Origin of the sequence: Acinetobacter defluvii (assembly GCF_001704615.3) — a bacterium.
In the GTDB taxonomy this organism is placed as follows: domain Bacteria; phylum Pseudomonadota; class Gammaproteobacteria; order Pseudomonadales; family Moraxellaceae; genus Acinetobacter; species Acinetobacter defluvii.
The window spans coordinates 244,913-262,882 of the sequence record NZ_CP029396.2; the positions used below are offsets into that span (position 1 = coordinate 244,913).

The 17,970-nt window shown below is 38.4% G+C and carries 19 protein-coding genes and 3 pseudogenes; 17 read left to right on the forward strand and 5 right to left on the reverse strand.

Features of this window, described 5'->3' with window-relative positions; all coding sequences use genetic code 11:
- Nucleotides 1–44: 44 nt before the first annotated feature.
- A pseudogene (locus tag DJ533_RS01860) lies at nucleotides 45–413 on the reverse strand (IS1-like element ISAba3 family transposase); the annotation flags it as partial.
- A gap of 80 nt (nucleotides 414–493) precedes the next feature.
- Here DJ533_RS01860 and DJ533_RS01865 point away from each other — a divergent pair.
- From DJ533_RS01865 to DJ533_RS01915, 9 genes and pseudogenes are all read left to right on the forward strand, one after another.
- Nucleotides 494–1,336, forward strand: coding sequence for a carbapenem-hydrolyzing class D beta-lactamase OXA-58 (locus tag DJ533_RS01865; protein ID WP_002002480.1), 843 nt, complete (start codon nucleotides 494–496; stop codon nucleotides 1,334–1,336).
- 90 nt (nucleotides 1,337–1,426) lie between these two features.
- Nucleotides 1,427–2,133, forward strand: a pseudogene (locus tag DJ533_RS01870) (IS1 family transposase).
- A 173-nt stretch (nucleotides 2,134–2,306) separates the two neighbouring features.
- Nucleotides 2,307–2,663, forward strand: a pseudogene (locus DJ533_RS01875) (AraC family ligand binding domain-containing protein); the annotation flags it as partial.
- A gap of 114 nt (nucleotides 2,664–2,777) precedes the next feature.
- On the forward strand, nucleotides 2,778–4,031 hold the full coding sequence (locus DJ533_RS01880; protein WP_000182043.1) for an IS256 family transposase: 1,254 nt from the start codon (nucleotides 2,778–2,780) through the stop codon (nucleotides 4,029–4,031).
- A 71-nt stretch (nucleotides 4,032–4,102) separates the two neighbouring features.
- Nucleotides 4,103–4,522 (forward strand): helix-turn-helix domain-containing protein, encoded by a 420-nt coding sequence (locus tag DJ533_RS01885; RefSeq protein ID WP_228716447.1) that lies wholly within the window; start codon nucleotides 4,103–4,105, stop codon nucleotides 4,520–4,522.
- Nucleotides 4,523–4,571: 49 nt separating this feature from the next.
- Entirely contained in the window at nucleotides 4,572–5,177 is a 606-nt protein-coding gene (locus tag DJ533_RS01890; protein WP_000447788.1) for a LysE family translocator, read from the forward strand.
- A gap of 134 nt (nucleotides 5,178–5,311) precedes the next feature.
- Complete coding sequence (locus DJ533_RS01900; RefSeq protein ID WP_008942541.1) at nucleotides 5,312–6,637, forward strand: ISNCY family transposase; 1,326 nt, start codon at nucleotides 5,312–5,314, stop codon at nucleotides 6,635–6,637.
- 256 nt (nucleotides 6,638–6,893) lie between these two features.
- Entirely contained in the window at nucleotides 6,894–7,181 is a 288-nt protein-coding gene (locus DJ533_RS01910; protein WP_000438825.1) for a BrnT family toxin, read from the forward strand.
- Nucleotides 7,168–7,482 carry a BrnA antitoxin family protein gene (locus tag DJ533_RS01915; RefSeq protein WP_004728120.1) on the forward strand — a complete coding sequence of 105 codons (315 nt, stop codon included), beginning with the start codon at nucleotides 7,168–7,170 and terminating at the stop codon, nucleotides 7,480–7,482. Before DJ533_RS01910 ends, DJ533_RS01915 begins: the two co-directional genes overlap by 14 nt.
- Nucleotides 7,483–7,570: 88 nt before the next feature.
- On the opposite strand, the gene DJ533_RS01920 is transcribed toward DJ533_RS01915, so the two are convergent.
- Nucleotides 7,571–8,101, reverse strand: a complete 531-nt coding sequence (locus tag DJ533_RS01920) for a hypothetical protein (RefSeq protein ID WP_000172759.1) — start codon at nucleotides 8,099–8,101, stop codon at nucleotides 7,571–7,573.
- A gap of 192 nt (nucleotides 8,102–8,293) precedes the next feature.
- Between DJ533_RS01920 and DJ533_RS01930 the strand changes: the two genes are divergently transcribed.
- The 3 genes from DJ533_RS01930 (at nucleotide 8,294) to DJ533_RS01945 (ending at nucleotide 10,323) form a co-directional block, all read left to right on the forward strand.
- Nucleotides 8,294–9,619 (forward strand): ISNCY family transposase, encoded by a 1,326-nt coding sequence (locus DJ533_RS01930; RefSeq protein ID WP_008942541.1) that lies wholly within the window; start codon nucleotides 8,294–8,296, stop codon nucleotides 9,617–9,619.
- 119 nt (nucleotides 9,620–9,738) lie between these two features.
- Nucleotides 9,739–10,041: a type II toxin-antitoxin system RelE/ParE family toxin gene (locus DJ533_RS01940; protein WP_000286964.1), complete on the forward strand. Its 303-nt coding sequence runs from the start codon at nucleotides 9,739–9,741 to the stop codon at nucleotides 10,039–10,041.
- Nucleotides 10,042–10,323 (forward strand): addiction module antidote protein, encoded by a 282-nt coding sequence (locus DJ533_RS01945; protein ID WP_000985609.1) that lies wholly within the window; start codon nucleotides 10,042–10,044, stop codon nucleotides 10,321–10,323.
- A 79-nt stretch (nucleotides 10,324–10,402) separates the two neighbouring features.
- Here DJ533_RS01945 and DJ533_RS01950 read toward each other — a convergent pair whose 3' ends face one another.
- Nucleotides 10,403–10,822, reverse strand: a complete 420-nt coding sequence (locus DJ533_RS01950; protein ID WP_001180106.1) for an SMI1/KNR4 family protein — start codon at nucleotides 10,820–10,822, stop codon at nucleotides 10,403–10,405.
- 139 nt (nucleotides 10,823–10,961) lie between these two features.
- On the opposite strand from DJ533_RS01950, the gene DJ533_RS01955 reads away from it, so the two are divergent.
- Nucleotides 10,962–11,282: a type II toxin-antitoxin system RelE/ParE family toxin gene (locus DJ533_RS01955; protein WP_000897307.1), complete on the forward strand. Its 321-nt coding sequence runs from the start codon at nucleotides 10,962–10,964 to the stop codon at nucleotides 11,280–11,282.
- Nucleotides 11,275–11,547, forward strand: a complete 273-nt coding sequence (nadS, locus tag DJ533_RS01960) for a NadS family protein (RefSeq protein ID WP_000369781.1) — start codon at nucleotides 11,275–11,277, stop codon at nucleotides 11,545–11,547. The genes DJ533_RS01955 and nadS overlap by 8 nt, the downstream gene beginning before the upstream one ends.
- Before the next feature lie 90 nt (nucleotides 11,548–11,637).
- On the opposite strand, the gene DJ533_RS01965 is transcribed toward nadS, so the two are convergent.
- Nucleotides 11,638–12,963: an ISNCY family transposase gene (locus DJ533_RS01965; RefSeq protein ID WP_081406156.1), complete on the reverse strand. Its 1,326-nt coding sequence runs from the start codon at nucleotides 12,961–12,963 to the stop codon at nucleotides 11,638–11,640.
- Between the two features lie 563 nt (nucleotides 12,964–13,526).
- Here DJ533_RS01965 and msr(E) point away from each other — a divergent pair.
- Nucleotides 13,527–15,002 (forward strand): ABC-F type ribosomal protection protein Msr(E), encoded by a 1,476-nt coding sequence (gene msr(E) / locus DJ533_RS01975; RefSeq protein ID WP_000052512.1) that lies wholly within the window; start codon nucleotides 13,527–13,529, stop codon nucleotides 15,000–15,002.
- 55 nt (nucleotides 15,003–15,057) lie between these two features.
- Nucleotides 15,058–15,942 (forward strand): Mph(E) family macrolide 2'-phosphotransferase, encoded by an 885-nt coding sequence (locus DJ533_RS01980; RefSeq protein WP_000155092.1) that lies wholly within the window; start codon nucleotides 15,058–15,060, stop codon nucleotides 15,940–15,942.
- Between the two features lie 189 nt (nucleotides 15,943–16,131).
- Here the strand turns inward: DJ533_RS01980 and DJ533_RS01985 are convergent, their stop codons facing one another.
- On the reverse strand, nucleotides 16,132–16,743 hold the full coding sequence (locus DJ533_RS01985; RefSeq protein WP_015060246.1) for a recombinase family protein: 612 nt from the start codon (nucleotides 16,741–16,743) through the stop codon (nucleotides 16,132–16,134).
- Nucleotides 16,744–16,998: 255 nt separating this feature from the next.
- Between DJ533_RS01985 and DJ533_RS01990 the strand changes: the two genes are divergently transcribed.
- Nucleotides 16,999–17,961: an IS30-like element IS18 family transposase gene (locus tag DJ533_RS01990; protein WP_033917576.1), complete on the forward strand. Its 963-nt coding sequence runs from the start codon at nucleotides 16,999–17,001 to the stop codon at nucleotides 17,959–17,961.
- The last annotated feature ends 9 nt before the right edge of the window (nucleotides 17,962–17,970 follow it).

Below are 17,970 nucleotides of genomic sequence, written 5' to 3' on the forward strand. Positions count from 1 at the left end.
ATAAAAATGTCCGGTTTCTCCGAGGTAAAATATGACTTTTGAACAAAAATAAGCCATTGTTTATTCTTTTTATTTCCAACAAAATTCCAGAACTCATCTACTTCGAGAGATTCATAATGACTTTGCTGAGGCTGAATTTCATAGGTTGATTCAGTTAAAGTACGTAAAACTTTACCGATACTGATGCGCTCAACTTCAGCAATATCTCGTATACCGCTGCCTCTGACCATCAACTGTAATATTTTACGAGTAATACCTGACTTACATCCTAGATAGCTCAGTGCATGATCACCAATAAACTGACGTTTACAGTCTTTGCACTGATAGTTTTGTTTCCCATCTACTTTGATACCATTTTTCTTTATACTATCACTGAGGCAGGTTGGACATTTGATTGCTAGAGTTATTTGCATTTCTCTATTTTATCAAAATCCAATCGGCTTTTTCTTCAGCATACTTTTTGAAACACTACCAAATTTTAAAGTTGTATATCATGAAATTATTAAAAATATTGAGTTTAGTTTGCTTAAGCATAAGTATTGGGGCTTGTGCTGAGCATAGTATGAGTCGAGCAAAAACAAGTACAATTCCACAAGTGAATAACTCAATCATCGATCAGAATGTTCAAGCGCTTTTTAATGAAATCTCAGCTGATGCTGTGTTTGTCACATATGATGGTCAAAATATTAAAAAATATGGCACGCATTTAGACCGAGCAAAAACAGCTTATATTCCTGCATCTACATTTAAAATTGCCAATGCACTAATTGGTTTAGAAAATCATAAAGCAACATCTACAGAAATATTTAAGTGGGATGGAAAGCCACGTTTTTTTAAAGCATGGGACAAAGATTTTACTTTGGGCGAAGCCATGCAAGCATCTACAGTGCCTGTATATCAAGAATTGGCACGTCGTATTGGTCCAAGCTTAATGCAAAGTGAATTGCAACGTATTGGTTATGGCAATATGCAAATAGGCACGGAAGTTGATCAATTTTGGTTGAAAGGGCCTTTGACAATTACACCTATACAAGAAGTAAAGTTTGTGTATGATTTAGCCCAAGGGCAATTGCCTTTTAAACCTGAAGTTCAGCAACAAGTGAAAGAGATGTTGTATGTAGAGCGCAGAGGGGAGAATCGTCTATATGCTAAAAGTGGCTGGGGAATGGCTGTAGACCCGCAAGTGGGTTGGTATGTGGGTTTTGTTGAAAAGGCAGATGGGCAAGTGGTGGCATTTGCTTTAAATATGCAAATGAAAGCTGGTGATGATATTGCTCTACGTAAACAATTGTCTTTAGATGTGCTAGATAAGTTGGGTGTTTTTCATTATTTATAAGAATTAGAAGTTTGAGGTTAATCTATTTTTGGTAGTGTTTCAAAAAGTATGCTGAAGAAAAAGCCGATTGGATTTTGATAAAATAGAGAAATGCAAATAACTCTAGCAATCAAATGTCCAACCTGCCTCAGTGATAGTATAAAGAAAAATGGTATCAAAGTAGATGGGAAACAAAACTATCAGTGCAAAGACTGTAAACGTCAGTTTATTGGTGATCATGCACTGAGCTATCTAGGATGTAAGTCAGGTATTACTCGTAAAATATTACAGTTGATGGTCAGAGGCAGCGGTATACGAGATATTGCTGAAGTTGAGCGCATCAGTATCGGTAAAGTTTTACGTACTTTAACTGAATCAACCTATGAAATTCAGCCTCAGCAAAGTCATTATGAATCTCTCGAAGTAGATGAGTTCTGGAATTTTGTTGGAAATAAAAAGAATAAACAATGGCTTATTTACGCCTATCATCGAGAAACAGGTGAAATTGTTGCTTATGTTTGGGGTAAACGAGATTTAGCTACAGTCTAACAATTGAAGACAAAGCTTAAACAATTAGATATTCACTACACCCGAATTGCAAGTGATCATTGGGACAGTTTCATCACTGCTTTTAAAAATGGTAAGCAAAGTATTGGTAAATTTTTTACTGTAGGTATTGAAGGCAATAATTGCAAAATAAGGCATAGAATTAGGCGTAGCTTCAGAAGAAGCTGTAATTTTTCAAAAAAGCTTGAAAACCATTTTAAAGCTTTTGATTTAGCCTTCTTTTCTTTTACATCAATAATGGCTTCATTTAAAGGCAGCATACTTTTTGAAGCACCACCAAAATTTTATGTTAAGTAGAGACTAAAAATGCCCTTGATTAAGGGCTTACAAGGGCATTTTGTATAAGGTGTATTATGTTAATTTTAGAATTTCTTCATTAGATAATTTTTGATAAGCTAAATCCATTAGGACTAATTAAGTAAATATGAGCAATTGGGTCAATGTCACACAGGATAAGTCTACAGGTATAGAACTAATTCATGCCCACTTCAAAGGCTTTGCATACGATCCTCATCTACACTCAAGTTATCTTATAGGGGTAACAGAGTTAGGACATCAACAATTCAATTGTAGAAAAAAAATTATTGATAGCTATCAAGGTCAAACTTTCATGCTTGAACCTGAAGAAGTTCATGATGGTAATGCACCAGATCCTCTCGGCTTCACTTATAAAATGATGCATTTAGATCCAGCATGGTTAAAAAAAAGCTATGAAGGAATATTTAATGAGCCTATCGAACTTGCTATCGAATCAACCCTACGTTCTGATCCTCAACTTTCACATTTGATACTTTCAACCGAGCTATAGTCATTTGTGGTGTATGAGGGGAAAAGAGGGTGGCGTATCCTGTTGATTGTTTCCTCCAAGAAATAATTAACAGTAGAGCGATACGCCATGACAAATATTACCCTGAATGTTCTTTCACAACCAGATGAAACTGGCACTGATGTGCTAACTGCTTTATTGCGTAATGGTGCTCGTCAGCTCATTGCGCAAGCAGTTGAAGTAGAGCTGCAGCAACTGCTGCAAGCTCATGAAGAACTGCGTTTACCCGATGGCCGCAAAGCTGTGGTGCGTAACGGCTATTTGCCTGAGCGCAGCATCCAAACGGGCATTGGCGATGTTGATATCAAGGTGCCAAAAGTGCGTGATCGTAGCGGCTCTGGTATTCGTTTTACCAGCGCACTGCTACCGCCATACCTCAAGCGTGCCCGCAGCGTTGAAGAGTTATTACCGTGGCTGTATCTCAAAGGTATTTCCACTGGAGACTACCAAGAAGCCCTTGCAGCCTTGCTGGGTGAGAATGCCAAAGGTCTGTCAGCTAACACCATTTCCAGGCTCAAGGAACGCTGGATTGATGAGCACCGAGAGTGGCGACAGCGCGATTTGAGTGACAAGCGCTACGCGTACCTTTGGGTTGACGGTATTTACAGCAACGTCCGCCTCGATGACCGTTTGTGCTTGCTGGTGGTGATGGGCGTGACAGAGCATGGTCGCAAGGAGCTGATTGCCGTTGAGGAAGGCTATCGCGAGTCTGAAGCCAGCTGGCTTGAGCTGCTGAATGGCCTGGTTGCGCGTGGGCTTACGACCTGCCCAAAGCTGGCAATAGCTGACGGCGCCTTGGGCTTCTGGAAAGCCCTGAGTAAGGTCTATCCGCAGACCAAACAACAACGCTGTTGGGTGCATAAAACGGCCAATGTGCTCAACAAACTGCCCAAAGCAGTACAGCCCAAAGTAAAAGAAGCACTGCATGATATCTGGATGGCAGAGACGCGTGAGAAGGCTCATAAAGCCTTTGATATAGCGCTGGAAAGGTTTACTGCTAAGTACCCACGCGCAATGGAATGCTTAGCTAAAGACCGTGAGAGCATGTTGGCTTTCTACGATTTTCCAGCAGAACATTGGGTGAGTATACGCACCACCAACCCAATTGAATCTGCCTTCGCTACAGTACGTTTAAGAACCAGCAAAACCCGCAATTGCGGTTCAAGAAACACAACCCTAGCAATGGTTTATAAATTGCTGCAATCAGCGCAGAAGCGCTGGAACCGCCTGAAAGGATTTCAACTGCTAACCCTCGTGGTCAATAACGTTAAATTCCAAGACGGCGAACAAGTAATGGAGCAATCAGACAGGAAAACCGCCTGATGCTCGTACACCAGATTTGACCATAACTCCTTTCAACCTACAATATATTGAATAACAATGAATCTCAATTGATGAAAGATACGTATTTAGATCTTTTATTAGAAAACTTAGTAAATAAAAAAATTTTATATAAACGTGAAAAGTCTATCCAGACATTACCTAATATTGCATTAAAGCTAAAAGAAATTTTACATGAAAGTCTCTTTCATGATTTAGACTTACAAACACTCTCAACATTGGTGAAAACAGATCGTTTTTATATTAACCGTGTATTTAAAAAAAACTTTAACTGTTCTCCACATCAATATCTGATCCAACTCCGTTTAAATAAGGCAAAAGAATTGTTAAGAAAAGGATTATCAGCAACAACTGTTGCTTCATATCTTTGTTTTTCTGATCAAAGTCATCTAGGTCGATGGTTTAAACGTTGTTATGGCATAACATTGAATCAATATCAAAAAGCGTGCACAAATGTTCTAGATATATCTTGAAGATATTTATCAAACTAGCCAAATAGTTTATTAATTTTTGGATTTTATTTTGGAAACGATTTTAGCTTTTTGTGCCTTTTCTTTTGTTGCATCAATTACTCCTGGACCAACCAATTTCCTTATTCTTAGTACAAGTCATCAATTTAGTATTAAAAAAACATTAGGCTTAATCTTCGGTGGAAGTATTGGTGCTGCATCATTAGTCTTAATTACAGGACTTGGAATTGGTACAACACTCAATGAATACCCCAAGATTCAATTAATATTAAGTTTCACTGGCGGCATTTGGTTAAGCTATATTGGATGGAAAATTTTTAATTATAGACCTGATCTAGAATCTAAAATCCAAAATCAAAATAAGAAAAATGGTTTTTTTACAGGCTTCTTTTTACAGTTTATCAACCCTAAAAGCTGGTTGATGGCTATTGCTGTTATTACTGTTTATACAGCACAACTAGCTAACTACTATCAGTCACTCATTCTATTTTCATTCATCTTTATGCTGATTTCTCTACCTTGTTTATTTATTTGGGCTTATTTAGGAAAAATCACAAAAAAAATACTTTCTACAGCTCATCATATGGTGCTCTTTAATCGAGTATTAGGTACTGTTTTACTTATTTCAGTATGGTATCCAATATTGCATGCTATTTAACATAATGGGCGTTATACGAAAAGCACATGTAAGCCCAAAATAGAAATGTCCGGTTTCTCCAAAGTAAAAATGTCCGCTTTTAGAATATGCGCTTTTGCAATTTCCTTAGCGGACGGTTTGATATGTTGGTGTCTATGTCGGATAAAGAACTTAAACGATTGTCGGTCTTGCAAGAAATCTGTGATCAACGTATAACTCAATCCCAGGCTGCTCAGCTACTTCATATCTCAGAACGTCACATCAGACGCTTACTGCAGAAATACAAAGCTCAAGGTCCCGCTGCATTAGCCCATGCCGGTCGTGGCCAAATCAGCAATTCTAAACTTCCTGAAGAACTCAGACTTAAGTGTCTCAATATTGTTTCAGATCAACTTTATGGTTTCGGACCCACTTTAGCGCATGAAAAGCTCACCACCGTGCATGGATTCGATCTTTCAGTAGAAACCCTGCGTTCCTGGATGATTGCAGCCGATTTATGGATCCCTCGCTGCAAGCGCCTGAAACGACCATATCAGCCTCGTTATAACCGAGATTGTTATGGTGAATTGATCCAAATTGATGGCTCACACCATGATTGGTTTGAAGGTCGAGCACCTAAATGCTGTCTGCTAGTATTCATCGATGATGCCACAGGAAAATTGCAGCATTTACGCTTCTGTGCGTCAGAGTCAGCCTTTGACTATATGATTTCGACACGTTTATATATCGAACAGCATGGTAAGCCATTGGCATTTTACAGTGACAAACATTCAGTTTTTAGGGTGAATCAAAGTAGCAAGAAAGACACCAAGATTACCCAGTTTGGACGTGTTCTGAGCACTCTCAATATCGATATCATTTTCGCTAACTCCCCTCAAGCCAAAGGTCGTGTAGAACGAGCGAATAGAACACTTCAGGATCGTCTGATTAAGGAGATGCGTCTAGAAGGCATCAGTTCAATTGCAGATGCCAATAAGTGGCTGCCGTGCTTTATTGAGCAATTTAATCGTAAATTCGCCAAGATGGCTTTTAATTCCAAGGATCTACATCGGCCTATCGCTGAAACAGCCGAAGAATTAGATGATGTTTTTACCTGGCGTGAACCCCGCAGGGTCACGAACAGCTTGACGATTACTTATGATAAATGCGTATATATCTTGGAAAACAGCGAAGAAAATCAAAGATTGGGCGGCAAGTATCTTGAGTTCCTGGAATATCCGGATGGTACTGTAGCCATTGAATATCAGGGAAGAAAAATCAATTACAGCATCTTTGATAAATTAAGTCAGCTCAACCAGCGAGAGATCGTTGAGAATAAACGTTTGGGTTCTGTGCTGGCACATATTCAACAACAGCATGAACAACTGGAACACCAAAACAAACGCAATCGTTCTCAAAAGATGCCACGTAGACAAGCACAGAAAACAGCGATTGAACAACGAAATCTAAATCCTGTGCTTGACTTGGAAATGTCCATATAGGACATTTCTATTTGGTTATTAGGTAGGACATTTCTACTTGGGAATAACAGCACAAATTGAAAAATATAAAAATCAAAAACTTATGATATAAATTATTTGCTCGATGATGTTCAAAAGCCGACTTGGAAACAAGTCGGCTTTTTTATGAGCAGTTTTGATAGTTCTTGCCAATAAATTTGACTAAAAATTACGCTTCTCAACTTGAGTTATACAATTTTGTGATACATTATTGTATATACAAATTTGAATGTTTTTTATGGAACAGTATTTTGAATGGGATGAGGCTAAGAATCGAAAGAATCAGAAAAAGCATGATATCTCTTTCGAAACTGCAAGCCTTGTTTTTGAAGATCCATTACGGATCTCAATCCAAGACAGACATACCGATGGTGAAGAACGTTGGCAAACCATTGGACGAGTTAAAGGCGTACTAATGTTATTGGTGGCTCACACCATTTTTGATGAAGATGACTGTGAAATCATACGAATCATTAGTGCAAGGCAAGTGACTAAAGCGGAGCGAAACAAATATGAGCATGGTTAGATACTCACGCAAAGAGCTGAATGAGAAATTTGGTGAGAAGCAAGATGCTGAAATTCAACGCTTGCTTGCTAAAGGCACGGTTCCTGATGATCAGCTAGATCTATCAGATATTCCTGAAATTACCGATTGGAGCAGTGCTGTACGCCAAAATCAATTTTACCGCCCAGTGAAGCAACAAACTTCAATTCGGTTAGATGCTGATGTACTTGCTTGGTTCAAAGCACAAGGCAAAGGTTATCAAACACGAATGAATGAAATTTTACGGGATGCTATGCTGAAAGAATTAAAAAATCATCAATAAAAATGGGAGCTTAAGCTCCCATTTTTGACTTCGCATAACGCCCATTATGTTAATTTTAGTTTTCCTTAATACGACAAAAATATCTACTTCATTTCACGAGAATTTCTTTTGCTAAAAGTTCTTCTTTCGTTACACCGAAATATCTTATTTCTAATTTAGGCCTGCCTAACATCTTTAAAAGATTGTTTTCATCATTTATATTTTTTATAGCTTTGCTTACACAATCAATTACGTCATTAGTTTTAGAAATAGCTTCTTTTTCAGATACTTGATCGCTTACTTTTCGAGATATTAAGTCATCAAAATATATCCTATATTCTTCACAAACTAGATAAAAATAAGGGTCTAATCTATCTAAATCATATTCAGATTCAAAGGGTTTACGATCTAATAAATCTTTTTCAGGATAAATAATCAATTGTCCTGCATCGAACCAAAACTCCACAGAAAAATTATCAAACTCAATTCCATTTAAATCATTACTAAAATTTTGAAAATACTGTAATAAAAGATTTTCTATATCCTCTAAAAACTCTTTATTCTTAATATCAAATATTAAAGATTCATTAGAAATAGCTTTGATACAATCTTCTTGAATATCTAACCCCTTTAAAGTCATTTTTACTCCATTTAAATTTTTAGGTTTTGGTGCATTAAGAATTTTGATTAACTTAACATAATGGCGGTTATACGAAATTCACCGTTTCGAGCCCAAAATAGAAATGTCCGGTTTCTCCAAAGTAAAAATGTCCGCTTTTAGAATATGCGCTTTTGCAATTTCCTTAGCGGACGGTTTGATATGTTGGTGTCTATGTCGGATAAAGAACTTAAACGATTGTCGGTCTTGCAAGAAATCTGTGATCAACGTATAACTCAATCCCAGGCTGCTCAGCTACTTCATATCTCAGAACGTCACATCAGACGCTTACTGCAGAAATACAAAGCTCAAGGTCCCGCTGCATTAGCCCATGCCGGTCGTGGCCAAATCAGCAATTCTAAACTTCCTGAAGAACTCAGACTTAAGTGTCTCAATATTGTTTCAGATCAACTTTATGGTTTCGGACCCACTTTAGCGCATGAAAAGCTCACCACCGTGCATGGATTCGATCTTTCAGTAGAAACCCTGCGTTCCTGGATGATTGCAGCCGATTTATGGATCCCTCGCTGCAAGCGCCTGAAACGACCATATCAGCCTCGTTATAACCGAGATTGTTATGGTGAATTGATCCAAATTGATGGCTCACACCATGATTGGTTTGAAGGTCGAGCACCTAAATGCTGTCTGCTAGTATTCATCGATGATGCCACAGGAAAATTGCAGCATTTACGCTTCTGTGCGTCAGAGTCAGCCTTTGACTATATGATTTCGACACGTTTATATATCGAACAGCATGGTAAGCCATTGGCATTTTACAGTGACAAACATTCAGTTTTTAGGGTGAATCAAAGTAGCAAGAAAGACACCAAGATTACCCAGTTTGGACGTGTTCTGAGCACTCTCAATATCGATATCATTTTCGCTAACTCCCCTCAAGCCAAAGGTCGTGTAGAACGAGCGAATAGAACACTTCAGGATCGTCTGATTAAGGAGATGCGTCTAGAAGGCATCAGTTCAATTGCAGATGCCAATAAGTGGCTGCCGTGCTTTATTGAGCAATTTAATCGTAAATTCGCCAAGATGGCTTTTAATTCCAAGGATCTACATCGGCCTATCGCTGAAACAGCCGAAGAATTAGATGATGTTTTTACCTGGCGTGAACCCCGCAGGGTCACGAACAGCTTGACGATTACTTATGATAAATGCGTATATATCTTGGAAAACAGCGAAGAAAATCAAAGATTGGGCGGCAAGTATCTTGAGTTCCTGGAATATCCGGATGGTACTGTAGCCATTGAATATCAGGGAAGAAAAATCAATTACAGCATCTTTGATAAATTAAGTCAGCTCAACCAGCGAGAGATCGTTGAGAATAAACGTTTGGGTTCTGTGCTGGCACATATTCAACAACAGCATGAACAACTGGAACACCAAAACAAACGCAATCGTTCTCAAAAGATGCCACGTAGACAAGCACAGAAAACAGCGATTGAACAACGAAATCTAAATCCTGTGCTTGACTTGGAAATGTCCATATAGGACATTTCTATTTGGTTATTAGGTAGGACATTTCTACTTGGGAATAACATCACCGTTTCGAGCCCCAAATATCAAGTTTATTTCTTGCATAAATGTATCCTATAGGATACATTCTACTTATGTACTCAATATATACCACTGAAGTCTTTGATGACTGGTTCACCAAGTTAAAAGACCAGCAGGCAAAAAGACGCATACAAGTCCGAATTGATCGGGTTGAAGATGGAAACTTTGGAGATACTGAGCCGGTCGGTGAAGGTGTTTCTGAATTACGTTTCTTCTTTGGGCCAGGCTATAGGATTTATTACTGCAAGCAAGGGCAAAGGGTTGTTATTCTTTTAGCAGGCGGAGATAAGTCTACGCAAAGTAAAGATATAAAACTTGCCCTGCAATTGGCACAAGATTTAGAGGAGGAGCTATAAATGGCTATTAAACTTCGCAAATGGGACAGTGCTGAGCATCTTAAAACAGAGGATGATATGCAGGCTTACTTACAAGCATGTATTGAAGAATCTAATGGCGATGCCGCATTCATTGCAAAGGCTTTAGGTAACATTGCAAAAGCTAAAGGAATGGCTCAATTATCACGAGATACAGGCTTAGGCCGAGAAAGTCTTTATAAAGCACTTTCTGGTGATGTTAACCCTAGTTTTGATACTGTGATTAAAGTTGTAAAAGCACTGAATTTACGCTTAGCAATTTAAAAAAAGTTATTAAAAAATGGAGCTTTAGGCTCCATTTTTTAATTTCGTATAAGGTGTATTATGTTAATTTTAGAAATTCTTAATTTCCATCTATCCAAACTTGCTTGATCCAATCTGCTAAATCTTCCCACTGCTCATCGCTATATCCATCTGCTGTCCAATATCTAATTTTATGATTAGGAGATAGGCAATAATAACTACCATTATCTTCACAAATAGGTAGCCAATCTTCTGGCAGACCTTGCTCCCTAGCATCATTTAATATCTGAGATAGCCCTCGATAGCATTCTTTCTCATCTGTAAGAGACGCTAATTCAATTGTTCCATAAAAGATATTGCTAATCTCTTTCAAAACTTTTTTATAATCTTTTGGAAAAATAAAACCTATTTTTCGTTCATAAGCAGATATGAAAATATCATCAGGTAGTTCTATGTTTAGACGACTATTCCCAGATAGTTCTTTTAATTCTTGAATAATGTTATCAAGCTTATTTTGCATATACATTCTGCTCTATCGCATTAAAGTTCTTACTACAATTTAACATAATGGCTGTTATGCGAAACGAGATCTACCAGCTCTCGTTTTTTGTTATGGAAACTGCTAAAATTCAAATACGCCATTGACGTATAAAGAGTCCATGTTATTTATTGAAACCAGCATCTTTACCAAGCAAATTAAAGACCTTGTATCTGATGAGGAATATCGTCAACTTCAGCAAGATCTTTTGGTACAGCCTGATAGAGGTGACCTAATCAAGAATGGCGGTGGTATTCGCAAAGTACGTTGTGCTCAAGGTAACAAAGGGAAAAGTGGTGGGATACGGGTGATTTATTATTGGGTCACCGAGGATGATCAGATCTTTTTCTTAGTGGCTTATCCAAAATCAGTAAAAGATAATTTAACAGATAAGGAAACCGCCATTCTGCACCAACTCGTGAAGGAGCAATTTCATGGATAACAACTTATTTGATGACTTGGTTGCTTCAATCAAAGAAGCTGGAGCTATCAAACGTAAAGAAGTTAAAGCAAGCCGAGTTACAGAACTCGAATTGCCTGATATTAAAGAAGTACGTGAAAAAACTGGCTTGAGCCAAAATGAATTTGCTGCACGTCTACATATTAGCCCCCGTACCCTGCAAAATTGGGAACAGGGACGACGCTATCCAACTGGACCAGCAGCTACATTGATTCGAATTTTAGATGCTCACCCAAGCCTTATTTGAAAAAATTACTTAAAAAATGGGAGCTTAAGGCTCCCATTTTTTGTTATTCCTAAGTAGAAATGTCCTACCTAATAACCAAATAGAAATGTCCTATATGGACAATTCCAAGTCAAGCACAGGATTTAGATTTCGTTCTTTGATTGCTATTTTCTGTGCACGTCTGCTTGGCATCTTTTGAGAACGATTGCGTTTGTTTTGTTGTTTCAGTTCTTCATGCTGTTGTTGGATATGATTCAGAACAGCACCCAACCGTTTATTCTCAACAATCTCTCGCTGATTCAGCTGACTTAATTTATCGAAGAGGCTGTAATTGATCTTTCGGCCATCATGCATGAGGGCTACAGTACCATCCGGGTATTCCAGGAACTCAAGATACTTACCGATCAACCTTTGATTTTCTTCGGTGTTTTCCAGGAGATATACGCATTTATCATAAGTAATCGTCAGGCTATTCGTGACTCTGCGGGGTTCACGCCAAGTAAAAATATCATCTAATTCTTCGGCTGTTTCAGTGATAGGCCGATGTAGATCCTTAGGATTAAAAGCCATCTTGGCGAACTTCTGATTGAACTGCTCAATGAAGCAGGGTAGCCAGGCATTAGCTTGCTCAATCGAGCTGATACCTTCCAGACGCATCTCCTTGATCAGACGGTCCTGAAGGGTTCTGTTGGCACGTTCCACACGGCCTTTGGCCTGTGGTGAATTGGCGAAGATGATATCGATATTCAGGGTACTGAGTACGCGTCCAAACTGGGTAATCTTGGTGTCTTTCTTGCTGCTTTGATTCACCCTGAAGACTGAATGTTTGTCGCTGTAAAATGCCAACGGCTTACCATGCTGCTCAACATACAAGCGTGTTGAAATCATATAATCAAAGGCTGATTCTGATTCACAGAAGCGTAAATGCTGCAATTTTCCTGTAGCATCATCGATAAACACCAGCAGACAGCATTTAGCAGCGCGTCCTTCAAACCAGTCATGATATGAGCCATCAATTTGGATCAGTTCACCAAAGCAATCCCGGTTGTAACGAGGCTGATACGGGCGTTTCAGGCGCTTGGATCGAGGAATCCATAAGTCAGCTGCAATCATCCAGGAACGCAGGGTTTCTACTGAAAGATCGAATCCATGTACGGTGGTGAGCTTTTCATGCGCTAAAGTGGGTCCGAAACCATGGAGTTGGTCAGAAACAATATTGAGGCACTTGAGTCTGAGTTCTTCAGGAAGTTTGGAATTGCTGATTTGGCCACGACCGGCATGGGCTAATGCAGCGGGACCTTGAGCTTTGTATTTCTGCAGTAAGCGTCTGATCTGACGTTCTGAAATATGAAGTAGCTGAGCAGCCTGGGATTGAGTTATGCGTTGATCGCAGATTTCCTGCAAGACCGACAATCGTTTAAGTTCTTTATCCGACATAGACACCAACATATCAAACCGTCCGCTAACGAAATTGCAAAAGTGCATATTCTAAAAGCGGACATTTTTACTTTGGAGAAACCAGACATTTCTATTTTGGAGTTACATTTTTATTTCGTATAAGGTGTATTATGTTAATTTTAGAAAATCTTCACTACTATTATTTTAAAATAAGCCTTATATCCAAGCATAAAACAAGGTTGTCTAGACTTCTTTTAACAGTAAAGTTATCATAAAACTGAATTTTATTTTTTAGGTAAGTTTATGCATTCTATCCGCATTCGTTAAGACACAACTATTTGCATAGTGACACTATTTTATAATGGTGGGCTTTTGTTGTGTCTTTAAGAATATATGCGGATATATAAAGTAAAAGTATGCTTAATTTATAAGTATGCTTTTAGTGCATAGTTTCCAGTTATAACTTAATTGACTAGCTATTTGTCCACCCTGTGGATGAATAGCTTTTTTTTTGGGAGGACACTGTGATGCTAGCTTTTGTTTTCACCTAAATCCTGTTTGCTGCATAAAAAATTTCAAGAGCTAAACAGGAGTAAATAAAAATGAGTTTAATTATTAAAGCGAGAAACATACGCTTGGATTATGCTGGGCGTGATGTTTTGGATATTGATGAATTGGAAATTCACTCTTATGACCGTATTGGTCTTGTGGGTGATAACGGAGCAGGAAAGAGTAGTTTACTCAAAGTACTTAATGGCGAAATTGTTTTAGCCGAAGCGACATTACAGCGTTTTGGTGATTTTGCACATATCAGCCAACTGGGCGGAATCGAAATAGAAACGGTCGAAGACCGGGCAATGTTATCTCGCCTTGGTGTTTCCAATGTACAAAACGACACAATGAGTGGCGGAGAGGAAACTCGTGCAAAAATTGCTGCCGCATTTTCCCAACAAGTACATGGCATTCTAGCGGATGAACCAACCAGCCACCTTGATCTCAATGGAATAGATCTACTTATTGGTCAACTTAAAGCATTTGATGGAGCATTACTTGTTATCAGTCATGACCGATATTTTCTTGATATGGTTGTAGACAAGATATGGGAGTTAAAAGACGGTAAAATTACGGAATATTGGGGTGGTTACTCGGATTACTTGCGTCAAAAAGAAGAAGAGCGACAACACCAAGCCGTAGAATATGAGCTGATGATGAAGGAACGGGAGCGATTAGAATCTGCTGTGCAAGAAAAACGCCAGCAAGCTAATCGATTAGACAATAAGAAAAAAGGAGAAAAATCCAAAAACTCTACCGAAAGTGCTGGACGACTTGGGCATGCAAAAATGACTGGCACCAAGCAAAGAAAACTGTATCAGGCAGCTAAGAGTATGGAAAAGCGTTTGGCTGCATTAGAAGATATTCAAGCACCAGAGCATTTGCGTTCTATTCGTTTTCGTCAAAGTTCAGCCCTAGAACTGCACAATAAGTTCCCGATTACGGCAGATGGTCTGAGCTTAAAATTTGGTAGCCGTACTATCTTTGATGACGCTAACTTTATAATACCGCTTGGCGCTAAAGTCGCTATAACTGGATCGAATGGAACAGGGAAAACGTCCTTGTTAAAAATGATATCAGAACGTGCTGATGGATTAACCATATCTCCAAAAGCTGAAATTGGCTACTTTACACAAACAGGATATAAATTTAACACGCATAAATCTGTGCTCTCCTTTATGCAGGAAGAGTGCGAGTACACAGTTGCGGAAATTCGTGCAGTATTGGCTTCAATGGGGATCGGAGCGAATGATATTCAAAAAAACTTATCCGACTTATCGGGAGGTGAAATCATCAAACTGCTTTTATCCAAAATGCTTTTAGGAAAATATAATATTTTGCTTATGGATGAACCAGGAAACTATCTTGACCTAAAAAGTATTGCCGCATTAGAAACAATGATGAAGTCCTATGCAGGAACTATTATCTTCGTATCTCATGACAAGCAATTGGTCGATAATATTGCTGACATTATCTACGAGATCAAAGACCACAAAATCATCAAGACTTTTGAGAGAGATTGTTAATGATAGCCAATCTAATCCGAACATTAATTATTGAACTCTTTAAAGGAAATTAAAAATGACAATTCAAGATATTCAATCACTTGCTGAAGCACACGGCTTGTTGCTTACGGACAAAATGAATTTCAATGAAATGGGCATTGATTTTAAGGTCGTTTTTGCTCTTGATACAAAGGGGCAACAATGGTTGCTGCGTATTCCTCGTCGTGATGGCATGAGGGAACAAATCAAGAAAGAAAAACGCATTTTAGAATTGGTAAAAAAACATCTTTCTGTAGAGGTTCCTGATTGGAGAATTTCATCTACAGAATTAGTGGCTTATCCCATACTTAAAGATAATCCTGTTTTAAATTTGGATGCTGAAACCTATGAAATAATTTGGAATATGGACAAAGATAGCCCGAAATACATAACATCTTTGGCAAAAACCTTATTTGAAATCCATAGTATTCCTGAAAAAGAAGTTCGGGAAAATGATTTGAAAATTATGAAACCTTCAGATTTAAGACCTGAAATAGCAAACAATTTGCAGTTAGTAAAATCTGAAATTGGTATAAGTGAGCAATTGGAAACCCGCTACAGAAAATGGTTGGATAATGATGTTCTATGGGCAGATTTCACCCAATTTATACATGGCGATTTATATGCTGGGCATGTACTAGCTTCAAAGGATGGAGCTGTTTCAGGCGTTATTGATTGGTCAACAGCCCATATAGATGACCCAGCGATTGATTTTGCTGGGCATGTAACTTTGTTTGGAGAAGAAAGCCTCAAAACTCTAATCATCGAGTATGAAAAACTAGGGGGTAAAGTTTGGAATAAACTATATGAACAGACTTTAGAAAGAGCAGCGGCCTCTCCTTTGATGTATGGTTTATTTGCCTTAGAAACTCAAAATGAAAGCCTTATCGTTGGAGCAAAAGCTCAGTTGGGAGTTATATAATTTAAAAATATGATTGCTGAGAACTGCCTTGTTTTGAAACTTGGTTGGCTTTAATTAGTTTTTAGTATTCTTTATAGAAAATGCCTCGATCAAGGGGCATTTCTAACAATCATTTAACATAAAATTTCTTATGTGAAGTAACCTGAATGCAGCGGTGCCCCATTGGGGGCGCGTTGAGATAAGCCTCTTTTAGATAACTTTAGCAACTCGATAGACAGTTGCAACTCCACAATTCACTGCTTTGGCAATTTCTTCCTTAGTCATATTGCCAACTACTAGCAATTCTTTTATTCGTTTATGTTTAGCCTCATTTGCCTTCTTGCCTGTTGGTTTGTAACCCGAACGTGCCAGGCCCTGCTTAATACGTTCTATACGTTTCTCATTGTCTAGGCGGGCCATTGTTGCCAGAAGATCAATCAACATATTGTTGATGAGTTCCAAGATTGAATGAGTAATGCTGTCACTGGTTTGAATCATTTGGTAGGTAGTAGGAAGATCTGCTACGACTAAACGAAGTCCCTTCTCCTGGATCCTGCGCTTCAGCTCTTGAAAATCTCGTTGGGTTAGGCGTGATAAGCGGTCAATACTTTCAACTAACAATGTGTCACCTTGATTTGCTTCTGACAGTAGCTTATTCAATTCAGGTCGGTCTAACTTCGTACCACTATAGTTTTCCACGTACACAATGGTTTCACCCAAATTCAAGTTTTGGTTTAGATCCTGAAGAATCTGCAAAGCCCTTTCTGCATCTTGATCTTTAGTTGAAGCTCGTAGATAAATACGTGTATTCATTTCTATCATTTAATCTTAATTCTATTAGATTAATGATAATACTATCATTTAATTATTGCATTAAGTCTAATGATAGATATTGTATGCGATTTGGCTCGCTATCATTCAGGTATAGTCTTTTGATAGACTGCTTGTTTGCGGAATGTTCCGATTTGAACCACGCAGATTCAAATCCCAAGTGCAACACATTTGTAGTCAGTTGAAAAAGTTAGGTGTATTCATAGAATCATTAGACTTTTTCAACTCGCAATTGGAAAGCACACAATGAAGAAATACACCCAACTCTCTCAAGATGAAAGATACGAAATTTATGCTACTTTGAAAAGTAAAAGTTCAATCGCCTCCCTTGCTCGGGAGTTAGGACGTTCACGATCAACCATCTACCGTGAATTAAAAAGAAATACTGGACAACGTGGATATAGAGCTCAACAGGCAGCTAAATTTGCAAGTCAAAGACGGTATCGTCCTTCATCATCAATGACAGCATTTGCCTTCGCTTATATTGATTATTTGATTGGTTTGGACTGGTCACCAGAACAAATTTCAGGTGCTTTAACACAACGCGGTTGGCTGGATGTACCTTCACATGAGTGGATTTACCAGTACATTTATCAAGATAAATCAAAAGGCGGTAAACTTCATCTACACTTAAGGCATCAGAAGAAATATCGAAAACGCGGTTACAAAAACACGGATCGTAGGGGTCAAATCATTGATAAAACAAGTATTCACTGCCGAGACCAGGTCATTGATCAACGACAACGTTTAGGAGATTTCGAAGGTGACACGGTGATTGGTAAACATCATAAAGGTGCTTTATTGACTCTCGTTGATCGAAAGAGCCTGTATGTACATATTGTTCATTTAGGGCCAACGAGAGCATCCTCTCAAACGATTACTTGTGCATTAGATCGTTTACAAATGAGCCATGCTTATAGTGTAACATTTGATAATGGCAAAGAATTTTCCGAACACAAAAGAATTACTGATGTTGGCATAGAGACGTATTTTGCTGATCCTTACAAGTCTATTCAACGAGCAAGGAATGAAAATACGAATGGTTTAATCCGTCAATATCTGCCAAAATCATCATCGTTTGATGACGTGTCAAACGAACAAATAGAGCAGATAGAATTTGCACTCAACCATCGTCCTAGAAAAACACTAGGTTGGTATACACCGAGTGAAGTTATGGCTGGTTTTTATACTGTTGCACTTGCCGCTTGAATCCGCCTT

Excerpts from the sequence above, each read along its gene's own strand:
- DJ533_RS01865 (WP_002002480.1), top strand. The coding sequence starts at position 494 with ATGAAATTATTAAAAATATTGAGTTTAGTTTGCTTAAGCATAAGTATT.
- DJ533_RS01880 (WP_000182043.1), top strand. The coding sequence starts at position 2,778 with ATGACAAATATTACCCTGAATGTTCTTTCACAACCAGATGAAACTGGC.
- DJ533_RS01885 (WP_228716447.1), top strand. The coding sequence starts at position 4,103 with ATGAAAGATACGTATTTAGATCTTTTATTAGAAAACTTAGTAAATAAA.
- DJ533_RS01900 (WP_008942541.1), top strand. The coding sequence starts at position 5,312 with ATGTCGGATAAAGAACTTAAACGATTGTCGGTCTTGCAAGAAATCTGT.
- DJ533_RS01910 (WP_000438825.1), top strand. The coding sequence starts at position 6,894 with ATGGAACAGTATTTTGAATGGGATGAGGCTAAGAATCGAAAGAATCAG.
- DJ533_RS01915 (WP_004728120.1), top strand. The coding sequence starts at position 7,168 with ATGAGCATGGTTAGATACTCACGCAAAGAGCTGAATGAGAAATTTGGT.
- DJ533_RS01920 (WP_000172759.1), bottom strand. The coding sequence starts at position 8,101 with ATGACTTTAAAGGGGTTAGATATTCAAGAAGATTGTATCAAAGCTATT.
- DJ533_RS01930 (WP_008942541.1), top strand. The coding sequence starts at position 8,294 with ATGTCGGATAAAGAACTTAAACGATTGTCGGTCTTGCAAGAAATCTGT.
- DJ533_RS01940 (WP_000286964.1), top strand. The coding sequence starts at position 9,739 with ATGTACTCAATATATACCACTGAAGTCTTTGATGACTGGTTCACCAAG.
- DJ533_RS01945 (WP_000985609.1), top strand. The coding sequence starts at position 10,042 with ATGGCTATTAAACTTCGCAAATGGGACAGTGCTGAGCATCTTAAAACA.
- DJ533_RS01950 (WP_001180106.1), bottom strand. The coding sequence starts at position 10,822 with ATGCAAAATAAGCTTGATAACATTATTCAAGAATTAAAAGAACTATCT.
- DJ533_RS01955 (WP_000897307.1), top strand. The coding sequence starts at position 10,962 with ATGTTATTTATTGAAACCAGCATCTTTACCAAGCAAATTAAAGACCTT.
- nadS (WP_000369781.1), top strand. The coding sequence starts at position 11,275 with ATGGATAACAACTTATTTGATGACTTGGTTGCTTCAATCAAAGAAGCT.
- DJ533_RS01965 (WP_081406156.1), bottom strand. The coding sequence starts at position 12,963 with ATGTCGGATAAAGAACTTAAACGATTGTCGGTCTTGCAGGAAATCTGC.
- DJ533_RS01980 (WP_000155092.1), top strand. The coding sequence starts at position 15,058 with ATGACAATTCAAGATATTCAATCACTTGCTGAAGCACACGGCTTGTTG.
- DJ533_RS01985 (WP_015060246.1), bottom strand. The coding sequence starts at position 16,743 with ATGATAGAAATGAATACACGTATTTATCTACGAGCTTCAACTAAAGAT.
- DJ533_RS01990 (WP_033917576.1), top strand. The coding sequence starts at position 16,999 with ATGAAGAAATACACCCAACTCTCTCAAGATGAAAGATACGAAATTTAT.